The organism is Nocardia iowensis (assembly GCF_019222765.1).
GTDB lineage: Bacteria > Actinomycetota > Actinomycetes > Mycobacteriales > Mycobacteriaceae > Nocardia > Nocardia iowensis.
In genome coordinates this window covers 6506247-6518401 of record NZ_CP078145.1, presented here as the reverse complement: position 1 = coordinate 6518401, position 12155 = coordinate 6506247, and the positions used below count along the sequence as shown (strand labels likewise).

General features: G+C 66.6%; 12 protein-coding genes. 9 read left to right on the top strand and 3 right to left on the bottom strand.

The window, feature by feature from the left end:
• Positions 1-36 precede the first annotated feature (36 nt).
• Positions 37-1173, top strand: coding sequence for a DNA-processing protein DprA (gene dprA / locus KV110_RS30075; RefSeq protein WP_393538267.1), 1137 nt, complete (start codon positions 37-39; stop codon positions 1171-1173).
• Between the two features lie 418 nt (positions 1174-1591).
• A complete protein-coding gene (locus tag KV110_RS30070) occupies positions 1592-2515 on the top strand; it encodes a tyrosine recombinase XerC (RefSeq protein ID WP_218470566.1) in 924 nt (307 codons plus the stop codon).
• Between the two features lie 335 nt (positions 2516-2850).
• Here KV110_RS30070 and KV110_RS30065 read toward each other — a convergent pair whose 3' ends face one another.
• Positions 2851-4323 carry an MFS transporter gene (locus tag KV110_RS30065; RefSeq protein WP_246634078.1) on the bottom strand — a complete coding sequence of 491 codons (1473 nt, stop codon included), beginning with the start codon at positions 4321-4323 and terminating at the stop codon, positions 2851-2853.
• Positions 4324-4377: 54 nt separating this feature from the next.
• On the opposite strand from KV110_RS30065, the gene KV110_RS30060 reads away from it, so the two are divergent.
• The 7 genes from KV110_RS30060 to KV110_RS30030 all read left to right on the top strand — a co-directional run bounded on the left by KV110_RS30060 (position 4378) and on the right by KV110_RS30030 (position 10226).
• Complete coding sequence (locus KV110_RS30060) at positions 4378-5088, top strand: TetR/AcrR family transcriptional regulator (protein ID WP_218470565.1); 711 nt, start codon at positions 4378-4380, stop codon at positions 5086-5088.
• A gap of 252 nt (positions 5089-5340) precedes the next feature.
• Entirely contained in the window at positions 5341-6072 is a 732-nt protein-coding gene (locus KV110_RS30055) for an acetoacetate decarboxylase family protein (protein WP_218470564.1), read from the top strand.
• Between the two features lie 283 nt (positions 6073-6355).
• Positions 6356-7027, top strand: a complete 672-nt coding sequence (locus tag KV110_RS30050) for a DUF3159 domain-containing protein (protein ID WP_218470563.1) — start codon at positions 6356-6358, stop codon at positions 7025-7027.
• The gene (locus tag KV110_RS30045; protein WP_218470562.1) at positions 7024-7389 is read left to right on the top strand and encodes a YidH family protein; all 366 of its coding nucleotides are present in this window, start codon (positions 7024-7026) and stop codon (positions 7387-7389) included. The genes KV110_RS30050 and KV110_RS30045 overlap by 4 nt, the downstream gene beginning before the upstream one ends.
• Complete coding sequence (locus KV110_RS30040; RefSeq protein ID WP_218470561.1) at positions 7386-7694, top strand: DUF202 domain-containing protein; 309 nt, start codon at positions 7386-7388, stop codon at positions 7692-7694. Before KV110_RS30045 ends, KV110_RS30040 begins: the two co-directional genes overlap by 4 nt.
• 192 nt (positions 7695-7886) lie before the next feature.
• Complete coding sequence (locus KV110_RS30035; protein ID WP_218470560.1) at positions 7887-9803, top strand: alkyl/aryl-sulfatase; 1917 nt, start codon at positions 7887-7889, stop codon at positions 9801-9803.
• 57 nt (positions 9804-9860) lie between these two features.
• Positions 9861-10226: a GatB/YqeY domain-containing protein gene (locus KV110_RS30030; protein ID WP_246634077.1), complete on the top strand. Its 366-nt coding sequence runs from the start codon at positions 9861-9863 to the stop codon at positions 10224-10226.
• A gap of 263 nt (positions 10227-10489) precedes the next feature.
• On the opposite strand, the gene KV110_RS30025 is transcribed toward KV110_RS30030, so the two are convergent.
• Both KV110_RS30025 and KV110_RS30020 read right to left on the bottom strand, forming a co-directional pair.
• Positions 10490-11008, bottom strand: a complete 519-nt coding sequence (locus KV110_RS30025) for a DUF1990 domain-containing protein (RefSeq protein ID WP_218470558.1) — start codon at positions 11006-11008, stop codon at positions 10490-10492.
• Positions 11009-11085: 77 nt separating this feature from the next.
• On the bottom strand, positions 11086-11586 hold the full coding sequence (locus KV110_RS30020) for a M23 family metallopeptidase (protein ID WP_218470557.1): 501 nt from the start codon (positions 11584-11586) through the stop codon (positions 11086-11088).
• Between the last annotated feature and the right edge of the window lie 569 nt (positions 11587-12155).

The following is a 12155-nucleotide window of genomic DNA, read 5'->3' as shown; positions in this document are numbered from 1 at the left end:
GCCGCGCCGTTCGATATCGACGCCTATGCGCGGCGGCTGGCGTGGGTGTACCTGTCCCGGGTGGTGGCGGGGCCGTGCGCGGCCTTGTCGGCGCTGATCGAGTCCGTCGGGGTGGTCGAGGCCGCGCGGGCCGTACGCGAGTGCGAGCTGCCGGAGTCGCTGCGCGGTCCGACCGAGCAGCGGCGCGAAACGGATTCGGCCGCACGGGATCTGGAGTTGATGGAGCGAATCGGCGGTCGCGTTGTGACACCCGACGATCCGGAGTGGCCCGCTTGGCGCCTCCTCGGCCTCACCCAACTCGATCCCAGTCGGGACCGCGACGGTGCCGTGCCGCTCGTGCTGTGGGTGCGCGGCCCGCGTTCGTTGCTGGAGTCGAGCGAACGCGCACTCGCGGTCGTCGGCGCGCGCTGCAGCAGCGGGTACGGAAACCAGGTCACCGGCGAGATCGTGGGCGATCTTGCCGCCAAAGGCTGGACCATCGTGTCCGGTGCCGCCTTCGGGATCGACGGGATGGCGCATCGCGCGGCACTGGCCGTCGGCGGGCCCACTATCGCGGTCCTCGCCTGCGGTGTCGACCGTCCGTATCCCGCGCAACACGATCGGCTTCTGGCCGAGATCGCCGAGACGGGTTTGGTGGTCAGCGAATATCCGCCGGGAACCACGGCGCACAAACACCAATTCCTCGCCCGAAACCGGCTCGTCGCCGCACTGGCCGACGGTGTCTTGGTCGTCGAGGCGGGCTTGCGGAGCGGTGCCCGCAACACGGTGAAATGGGCTCGCCGCCTCGGCCGTCCCGCCTTGGCTGTCCCCGGCCCGGTCACCTCGGCCGCCTCCGTCGGCTGCCACCGCATGATCCGCGAAGGCGAAGCACTCCTGGTCACCCGCGCCGAAGAGATCATCGACGAAGCGGGCCCACTCCGGTTGTCACTACCCGGCTCCACTACCGCGCCGACCGACCCCAACGAATCCCTCTCCGACGACGAATCTCTCGTCTACGCCACCCTCCCCGCGATCGGCTCCCGCTCCCCCCGCGAACTGGCCGAGCAATCCGGCCTGCCCCTCCCCGCAGTTCGGGCGGCATTGCCCGCCCTCGAGCTCGCGGAACTCGTCGGCGTGGGAGAAGGTGGTTGGTACCGAAAAGCGACCGCCCGCCGCCATCTGGAGGGCAAATGACCGGGCGCAAACCCCGCGACGGTCATAGACACGACACGACTGCGCCCAAGGTGTCGCCACTGTCGGATGCCGGGACCGTGTGCCGGAGCGATGCGGGTGTCGGAGACCGGGTGCTGTGTGCGTGCGCCGAGGTGGTGCGGATATCGGGTGTTGGCGACCGAATACCGCACTGTGCGTGCGCCGGTGTGATGTGGGTGCCGATGTTGGCAATCGGATACCGCACTGTGCGCGCCAGCGTGACGCCAGTATCGGGTGCCGGAGACCTGGATGTCGCCCTGTGCATGCGCGGGTGCCGCCACTATCGGGTTCGCCGACCGGATGGCGGGCGATGCTGTCCGGTGAGTTCGGCCCAGTCTGTGCCTCCGCGGGTTCGGCGCGGTGGCTTGCCAAGCGGGGCAACTGTCGGGACGGTGGTGTGATGGATGAGTTGCCCGAGGACTTGGAAGCGCTGCTGGCGGAGTACGGCAGGCATCTGCGGCTCGGGCGTAACCGGTCGGCGCACACGGTGCGCGCGTACCTGGGGGACGCGCGTTCGCTGCTTGCGCACCTGTACGCCCGGTCGGCGGATTCGGCGGTGCGCGAACTGGATCTGCTGCTGCTGCGATCTTGGCTCGCGCAGCAAGCGTCGGCGGGGGCGGCGCGCACCACCATGGCTCGGCGGGCCTCATCCGCACGGACTTTCACCGCGTGGCTCACCAAGACCGGACGGCTGGCTGTCGATCCCGGATTGCGGCTCGGCGCACCCAAGGCGCATCGCGTGCTGCCCGCCGTACTCGGCCGCCAGCAGGCACTCGGCGCCATGGACGCCGCGGAATCCGGTGCCGCACAGCATGACCCGATGGCCTTGCGCGACCGGCTGATCGTGGAGCTGTTGTACTCCACCGGAATTCGAGTCAGTGAGCTATGCGGTCTAGACATTGATGACGTCGACCGCGAACGCCGAGTGGTCCGGGTACTCGGTAAGGGAAACAAGGAACGTTCCGCACCCTTCGGCACCCCCGCCGACGAGGCGATCGGCAATTGGCTCCAGTACGGCCGCGCCGCCTTCGCAACAGTCGACTCCGGCCGAGCACTACTACTGGGCCGCCGCGGCAAACGCCTCGATCAACGCCAAGCCAGAACCGTTGTCCACGAAGTAGTCTCGTCCATCCCCGGCGCCCCCGACATGGGCCCGCACGGCCTACGCCACACCGCCGCCACCCACCTTCTGGAAGGCGGCGCCGACCTCCGCGTAGTCCAAGAACTCCTAGGCCACGCCAGCATGGCCACCACCCAGCTCTACACCCACGTCTCCATCGAACGCCTCAAAAAAGTCCACGACCAAGCCCACCCCCGCGCCTGACACTTGGCGTCGAAGGGCAGCGGTTTCGCCTGCCGCAACGCCCTGTGCTGCTGCAAGCTGGCTTACCGCCGCATGGCGCGTCCGTCGGCTCGATGGCGCACCTCTTTCGCCTGCCGCAATCGCGTCTGCTGTTGCGAGCTGACGCGCCCCGGTGGCTGACCATCGGCGGGCGATGGACCAGCAATTTCACCCAAATCAACCGCCGTCTGCTGGCTCCGAAGAGTCTCATCCCCGGGCCGGACGTGCCGCAATCTGTCGATGGTGCAGCGAGTTTGGACCGAGTCGGCCGCCCCTGAGCAGGCGAGGCGGGGCGGCCGACAGGTTTATTTATCGGACTACCCGATCTCCACCGGGGCTGCCTGTGGTTGGGCGGCGGCCAGTGTGCTGCGGCGGCGGAGAAGGGTCAGGCCGAGTACCGCGGCCGCGACACAGAAGCCCGCGCTGATCCATGAGCCGGTTGACATGGCGGCGGTGAAGGCTTCCTTGGCGGGCTCGGCGAAGCCGAGTTGGAAGGCGGCGCCGATAGATTCGCGGGCCGCCTCGGGGGTGTCGGCGGGCATGTGTTCGGTGAATACACCGGCGAGCACGCTGCCGAGGATGGCGATGCTGATGGCCATGCCGACCTGCTGCAGGGTGTCGTTCATGGCCGAGCCGACGCCTGCGTGCTCGAGCGGAATGGCGCTCATGATGGCGGCGTAGGCGGCGGGACCGGCCAAACCGCCGCCGATCCCCATCACCAGCATGCTGACCAGGACCCACAGGTACCCCGTGCCGACGGCGCCGACGGCGAGAATCGCGAACGCGGCCCCCATGACCAGCAGCCCCGAAACGATGAGCGTCTTGTTGCTGAGCTTCTTGCCCAATGTCGCGCCGAGCCCATTGCACACGGCGGCGGCCACGGCATAGGGCAGCAGCGCCAAACCGGCTTTCATCGGTCCGTATCCGAGCACGAACTGCAGATACTGGGTGAGCATCAGCATCACCGCGCCCATACCGAACACCATCAGCAACAGCGTCAACGCGGTGCCGGTGAAGTCGCGGTTGCGGAATACCGCGAGCGGCAGCATCGGGTGCTCCGACCGGCTCTCCCACACGACGAAGCCGATCGCCGTCACCACGGCAAGCACGATCATGCCGATATTCCACTCGCGCTCGATGATCACGTAGACCGTCGAGACGAGCGCCACGATGGACAGCAGCACTCCGATCAGGTCGACCGGGCGCTGCTGACCGGTGGACTCCGGCATCAACACGAGCGCCGCGACGATCGCGAGTACCGCAACCGGAATGTTGAGCAGGAATACCGAGCCCCACCAATAGTGCTGCAGCAGAAAGCCGCCCAGCGTCGGCCCAGCGACGATGCCGACCATCGAGACGGTGGACCAGGCGGCCATCGCCTTGCGTCTTTCGTCCTCGGCGAAGGTGGTCATCAGAATCGACAGGGTCGACGGCATCAGCAACGATCCGCCGACACCCATGGCCACCCGCGCGGCAACGACCTGCCACGGTTCGGTGGCGAGCACCGCGGCCAGCGAGGCCACGCCGAAGACGGCAAGGCCGATGATGAGCATCCGCCGCCTGCCGAACCGGTCGGACAGGCTGCCAGCGGTGAGCAGCAGTCCGGCGAAGACCAGGACGTATCCGTCCAAGATCCATTGCACATCCGACGGTGTGGCGTTCAGTTCCCGAATCAGCGACGGGATAGCGAGATTGAGCACAGTGCCGTCGATCATCAGCACCAGCAAGGACAGACAGAGGACCCCCAGAATCCACCAACGACGGGGGTCTCGTACAACGTTCGATTCCACTCGCACAGCGTACGATGCACTCGAACAGTGTGCTAGTGAATATAGGATTAGCGGGTGACGAAGCAGTTCACCTCGGTATGGACCCGCGAACCCCGTCAGCCGAAGACGGCGGGGTTACGCCTCGATCAGATCGTCGGCGCCGCCGTCGAGCTCCTCGACGCCGAGGGTCTCGAGTCGTTGAGCATGCGCAAGCTCGGCGCGAAACTCGGCGCGGGCGCCACCAGCCTCTACTGGTATGTCGCCAACAAGGACGAATTGCTGGAATGTGTCCTCGACGAGTTCTGGGGCATGGTGGAGGTCCCCGAACCCGAGCAGTCGCCGTGGCGCGAAGTGCTGTCGACCTTCGCCTACAACTTCCGGGCCGAGCTCCGCGCCCACCCGTGGGCGGCCGCCCTGATCGGTCAGTTGCCGAGCATGGGTCCGAACGCACTGCGGCTCACCGACCGTCTCCGTCGCACATATGTCGGCGCGGGCTTCCGCGGTGTGGACCTTTACCTCGCCAGTGGCACGGTGATGTCGTACGTGCTCGGAGTCGTGGTTCCGGAGATCGCCTGGGCCAAGGCATACGGCGACGTCGGTGTGGACAGGGACACCATCGTGCAGCTGATGGACCAGGTGGCTGCGGACTATCCCGAGATGCGGGCGGACTATCGCGAGGTAGCGCCGACCAATCCCGATGTGGCCCGGGCGATGGCCTTCGATTTCGGACTCCTGTGCATCCTCGACGGCCTCGAACACCGTCCCCGCGGCGTCCCCGAGGGATAACCGGCGCCGCTTGCGGGGCGTGCGGGACATGACAGTGGCGCTACTCGCGAAACTTCGCAGCCATGTCCCGTTGATCATGGGTAGGTGGGTGCGTTGGTGCGCTCTGAATCTGGTACGTGTTCATGGGTAATCCGGATAATCTAGGTCGAACTATGCTGCTAATCTAGAACGAGTTCTAATTGGCTGCCCGACCCTTCGGGCTCCGGAGATGCTTCCGCAACGTCCGGCGGAGGCGTGAAGGAAGGCGTTCGAGTGAGCACCCACACCGTTCTCGGTCAGGAAGTTCGCATGCCGGTACGTATCCGGCTCGCGCACGCCTTCATGGCGAGCTATCTGGTGCCCGCCGACGTCGCGCAGCAGGTGATCGACTACTCCGGGCTGCGCGTCATGCGACTGCCGGGTGGTCGCGCGATGTGTTCGCTCGTTTTCGTCGAGTACGTCGACGGTGACCTGGGCCCGTACAACGAGTTCGGCGTCTCGTTCATGGTCCGGCACCACACCGCCGATCCCGCTGTCCGGTTCGGCGACCTTCGCGCCTTGGCGACGAACGGGGCGGGGGTGTTCATCCATCGGCTGCCGGTCGACGGTGATTTCACGCTCGCGGCCGGACGCGGAATCTGGGGTTTCCCCAAGGAACTCGCCGATTTCAGCGTCCGCCACGACGCGGGCACCCGGCATGGCGAACTGCGCCAACACGGCAGGCTCGTCATCGATCTGACTGTCCGCCAGGGCATTCCCACGCCGCAACGCCGAAACACCGCCTCCTCGTTCGACGCGTACTCGCACATCGACGGCGTCACTCGATGCACGCCATGGCGCATGGAGCCGTCCGGCATGCGCGCCCGCCCTGGCGGCGCCACGCTCACCCTCGGCGACCACCCCATCGCCGACGAACTGAGATCACTGCGCCTACCCCGACGCGCCATCATGACCTCGACCATCGCCCGATTGGCGATGACCTTCGAGGACGCCGTCCCGGTGTAACCAACCAGCCACTCACCAAGGCCGACTCGGCTTCCCTCTAGCCCAGCCGCTTTCATCATGATCAACGGCACCGGGTTGCGGCATTTCGCGAATAGCGGCCTCCACCAGGTGCCGTTGACCTCGAAACTCGAGGTGACCAGGGCGAACAGGTTGTGGTGCGATCGAGTAACCGCATGGTCACGGCCTTGCGCGGTGCGTGGACGGCCTTCGGGAGGCCGGTTAGTCTGGCGTAGCGGATCGTTTGCTCGCGACACGAAAACCAATCTGTGTGGGAGAGGTGCCCGTGAATTCCGACAACCAGCGCGCAGTGCTGGATTCAGGCGCAAGCCTGGCGGAATCACGTGGAGTGGTCTCCGAGATGTGGGGGAAGTTCCGTGCGATGCACGGTCCACGACACATTGTGGACGGAGCGGCACCGGCCATCGGGTTTCTGATCGGCTATTCCGTGGCAGGCGCCGAGGTCGGTGTTTTTCTCGCCATCCTGATCGCCGTCGTGCTCGCCGCGGTGCGGTTGACGCAAGGCGATTCGGTGCGGGTGGTGGCGGTCGCGGTGCTGGTGATTCTGGTGTTTTCGCTGTTCGTCGAGATCACCGGGGAGGGGCGCGGTTTCTATCTGCCGGAAGTGGCGTTCAGCGTCGTGATGACCGTGCTGTTCGGCGCGACACTGATTACCGGAAAGCCGCTCAGCTACCCGGTGAGCCGAAAGATTCGGCTCGAACCGACCGAGCCCGCCGATCCTGCGGCCCGGTTGCGGCTGCATCGCCGAATCACCTTCGTCTGGTTCGTGTTCTGGGCGGTGCACGTGGCGGTGATGGTTCCGCTGTACGTGGCCGACAAGGTCGTCCTCCTCGGCACTTTCGCACTGGTCTTCGGCAAACCCGCGCTGGTGGTCATGCTCGCGTTGACCTGGCTGTGGGTGCGCCGCAAGACCGCGGCCGGAGTTGATGCGGCATGACGCTCCCGAGCCCCGACGCCGAGTCGGAGGACGGGGAGGAAGACGTCGACTACCGGTTCACCCTCGCCAATGAGCGCACGTTCTTGGCGTGGATGCGGACCTCGCTCGGCTTGCTCGCGGGCGGTGTCGCGGTGCACACGTTGGTGCAGCCGTTCCGGTTGGGCGGCGCGCGGCGCGCGATCGCACTGAGTTGCCTGGTGCTCGCGGTGATCATCGCGGTGGGTGGGTACGCGCATTGGCGGCGGATCGGTGTGGCGATGCGGCAGGGGCGCCCGTTGCCCGACACGGTGATGGTGCCGATCCTGTCGGCGGGTATTGCTGTCGTGTCGGTGTTGGCGGGTGTGGCGGTGTTGCTGCGATGAACCGTGCCGGACTCGCCGCGGAGCGCACCGCCTTGGCGTGGCGGCGGACGGCGGTGGCCGCCATGATCACCGGCGCGCTGTTCTTGAACCACGGCGTGACCAGTGGTTGGCGTCCCGCGGCGATCGCACCGGTGGGTGCGGCGGTCGCCATGGCCGCGCTGGCTGCCATGAGTTACCTGCGCAACCGCAGCTTGCACGAGGGGCGCTACGGCCACGGCAGACGCGTCGTAGCCGCGGCGACCGCGGTGGTGGTGGCTGTCGCCGGTCTCGCGGCGGCGATCGAGTTCACCGACCCGTGGCCCTAGATCGTCCACCGGCACAGCGCTTTTGCATCGACCTCAAGGAGGATGAGATGAGTGAACGAAGTGAGCGAATCGCGTGCCAGCGCGGCGTGCGTATGCGGGAGCTGAGTGTTAGCGAGGTGCGGGCATGAGTGAGCGAATCGGGTGCCAGCGTGCCGTGCGTATGCGGGAGCTGAGCGTCAGCGAGGTGCAGGCATGAGCACAGCGACCGAGCCGAGCGATTACATCGTCGCGGAGCAGCAGCGTGCGGCCGCCGCGATGCCGTTCGCCGACACCGTCGATCTCGCGGACGCTGATCGCGGGTTCATTGCCGCACTGGAGCCCGGCGTGGTCACCGCCGCCGACGGAACGGTGGTGTGGGACAACGACTCCTACGACTTCCTGCGCGAATCCTGTCCCGCCTCGGTCAATCCGAGTCTGTGGCGGCAGGCGGGGCTGGTCATCAAGCAAGGGCTGTTCGAGGTCACCGAGGGGATCTATCAGATCCGCGGGCTCGATCTGTCCAATATGACGCTCGTTGAAGGCAAAACCGGTGTGCTCGTAATAGATCCGCTGATCTCCGCGGAGACCGCGGCTGCGGGGCTCGCCCTGTATCGGGAACACCGCGGCGATCGCCCGGTCACCGGTCTTATCTACACGCACTCGCACGTCGACCATTTCGGCGGTGCACTGGGGGTGACCACCACCGAAGATGTTGCGGCTGGGCGCTGTCCGGTGCTTGCCCCGGCCGGATTTCTGGAAGATGCGGTGGCCGAGAACGTTTACGCGGGAACCGCGATGGCGCGCCGGGCCGGTTACATGTACGGCGCGGTGCTGCCGCGCGGGCCGCTCGGCGCGGTAGGCGCCGGACTCGGACAGACCACCTCGGTCGGCACGGTGACGCTGATCCCGCCGACCGTCGACATCACCACGACCGGGCAGGAGGAGACGATCGACGGGATCAGGATCGTCTTCCAGATCACCCCCGGCACCGAAGCGCCCGCCGAGATGAACTTCTACTTCCCGGACCACCGGGCCCTGTGCATGGCCGAAAACGCCACGCACACATTGCATAACCTGCTCACCCTGCGCGGCGCACTGGTGCGTGACCCGCACGTCTGGGCGAAGTACCTGACCGAGGCGATCAACCTGTTCGCCCGCGAGTCCGATGTGGTGTTCGCCTCCCACCACTGGCCCACTTGGGGCACCGAGCGGTTGGTGGAATTCCTTGCGCTGCAACGAGATCTATATGGATACCTGAACGACCAGACGTTGCGCCTGCTCAACCAGGGTTACGTCGGAACCGAGATCGCCGAAATGCTCACGCTGCCACCAGCTGTCGAGGGTGCTTGGCACACGCACGGGTATTACGGGTCGGTCAGCCACAACGTCAAGGCCATCTACCAGCGGTACATGGGCTGGTTCGACGGCAACCCGGCGCATTTGTGGGAGCATCCACCGGTCGAATCCGCCATTCGGCACGTGGAATTCATGGGCGGCGCCGAGGAGGTGCTGCGCAAGGCGCAGGAATCCTACGACGCCGGCGACTATCGGTGGGTGGCCCAGGTGGTCAACTACGTGATCTTCGCCGATCCGACCAATGATGCGGCGAAAGCATTGCAGGCCAGCACCTTCGAACAACTCGGCTACGGCGCGGAGAACGCCACCTGGCGCAACTTCTACCTCAGCGGCGCCTATGAATTGCGCTACGGCTCGTTCGGCACGCCCACCAAGGCCAATGCGCCCACCATGCTCGCCGCGCTGACCGTGGACCAGATTTTCGACGCCATGGCGTTGCGGGTCGATGGGCCGAAGGCGTGGAATCAGCGGGTTGTCGCGGACTGGCAGATCAGCGACGAGAATCGCGTGCACCGGCTGGAACTCCGCAACGGACGGCTGACTCATTACGACCAGCCCGCCGAGGTGACCCTGCCGGAGCCGGACGCCACCTTCACGCTGACCAAGGCAACGCTCATCCGTGTGCTGCTGGTGGGCGAAGACTTCGGTGTCGCGGCCGCCGCCGGTGACATCCTCATCGAAGGTGACGTCACGAAGCTGGCCGAACTCGTCGGCGTATTCGATGCGCCGGACCCGGATTTCACCATCGTCACGCCGCGCGGCACCATCGGCTAGTCCGGTCATGCGAAAACAGTTCGACTCCGAAACCGGACTCTCTTTACGGTGGTGATCATGTCAACCGAACCGTCGACCGATCGGCCCCCACTGCGTGAGCGCATGCGCGCCGCACTATCCGTGGCGATGAAGTCCCGCGACCGCCAGGCCATCACCGCCCTGCGGTCCACCTTGGGCGCCATCGACAACGCGGAAGCCGTGGATGTCGGCGAGCAGCGCGCAGGTGCGGTGGAAACCAGTGCGGTCGGCCTGGGCGTCGCCGAGGTCGCCCGCCGTGAGCTCACCGAAGACGACATCGAACAAATCGTTCGCGCCGAGATCGCAGACCGCAGCATCACCGCCGACGAGTACGACCGTCTCGGCCGCGCCGCGCAAGCGGAGGACCTGCGCGTACAGGCCAAAGCACTGGACGACCTGCTCTAGCCCGCGCTCGACCGAAATCGAATCCCTCCCGAGGGTGACGCTGAGCCGCTGTCCAGACTGCTCACTGCCCTCGGTCACCGCACCAGCGTCGAGCCCGCCGCGCCGCGCGGTTCCTGTTGCGCCGCGCGCTAATTCACTAGCAGTTCGTACGCGGCCACACAATTGGCGCGCGGCAGCCCTCAGCCGTGCGCTAGGTGCCTTGGGCTGGCGGCATGACGGTCGGTATTCGGTCACCAACTCTTGGGCGGCTGGCGTACTCCGTTTCAGGCTGAAGTGGAGAGGGCTTTGATGTACCTTCCCGCGACGTAGCGCTGCACGAGGCGGGCCACCGGGCCGCCGAGGCGGGCGTACCAGGCCGCTGGTCGCGAGAACGCGATGACCAGGCCGTAGACGGCGTCGTCGGCTGGGTCGTATTCAACGGCGAACAGCTCCTCGCCGATTTCCGGGTGGCCCGGCAGCGTGCCGTAGGCGAAGCCGCGCTGATTCGGTGCGGACAGTACGTACACCACCCGGCACGGTGCGGTCACTCCCAACGGTCCGATGCCGAGTCGCACTGTCAGCTGGGTGCCTGGCTCGGCCTTCGGGGTGGACGCCTCATGAAAGACGCCCGCCCCCTTCTGCATCCGATAGTCGAGGATCTCCGCACCCGCGTGCTCGAACAGCGCGCGTCCCTCACCGATCCGGCGGCGTAGCCGGAAATGGTGGTAGCCCGCTGGCAGCTCACTGCTCGTGGCACCAACTTCGGGATAGGTGAACGGCGGCTGCCCAGACGCATGCTCCATCACTTGATCTTCGTCCTCCCGCGTCAGAATTGGGAAGCATTCGGCAGCGTATGTTCCGACACGCCGAGCGCCCACGCTCACGACGGCGCAACCGGTTTCAGACGCAGGGGAGTGAGGTGCAGCAGCCTGAGCGGATCCAGGTATTCGCGGCGGCGCCGGCCACCGCCCTCGCTGCGTAGGCCCCAGTGCAGACAGCTTCCGCAACCTTCGTGCCCGGCCTCCAACGTGCCGATCCTGGAACCTCGCCCGACCCGGCGCCCCACCGAGACCTCGGGGCGCACCGGCTCGTACGTAGTCCGCAGTCCACCTGGATGATCGATCGACACCACCGGCTTGTCGGCGACCGTCCCGGCGAACACCACGATCCCGTCCCCGGCCGCCAGCACCGCCTGCCCAGGCGTGCCAGCCAGATCGACCCCACGATGTCCCGGCAGCCAGTTCTGCGCGGGCTTGTCGAACCGCCGCACCACGGTCGGCCGCGGCTGTAGTGGCCAGCCGTACCGCCCGCTGGGTGCGGCAGTCGCGGTCTGCTCCACGCACGTGAGCACAACCAGTACGAGCCCAAGCAGGACCGGCATGAAGCGGCGCGGAAGCGCACGGCTGCTCGACCGCACGCGACATCACGCGGTCACCGATGGCAGCGACAGCGGAGCAGGTGAGATCAGCCCACAAAACTCCGAATCGCTCGGTGACATGAAAAACGGCGCCGGGCCCACGTATTCACAAAACTCCGGATCGAGCGGAGTCATCGGAAACAAGGACTCGCCCGCCCCGAACCCCACCCCACCCAGCAGATCCAGACCGCGCCTGAGCAACCCACCGTCCCCCTCCCCGGTCGGCGACAAACGCAGCGGTGCCGGACGAACGAGCCCACAAAACGAACCAGTACACGCCCCGACCACACCTTCAGCATTCGACACTGGTCCCACGGCCCCAGCGCTCCACGCACGTGGTCTGACCGCGACTGGGTAGGTGCTCGATGCAGGTGGCACGGCTTCGGTGTTCGACGTCGGTGGCCCACTAGGCACGGCTTCGGCGTTCGACGGAAGCGGTCCGCGTGCTGCGGCGTCGGTGCTCCGCACGGCTGGCACAGCGGCAGCGTTCGACTCTAGTGGCCCGCCCGCCGCGGCTTCGGCGCTCCACGCAG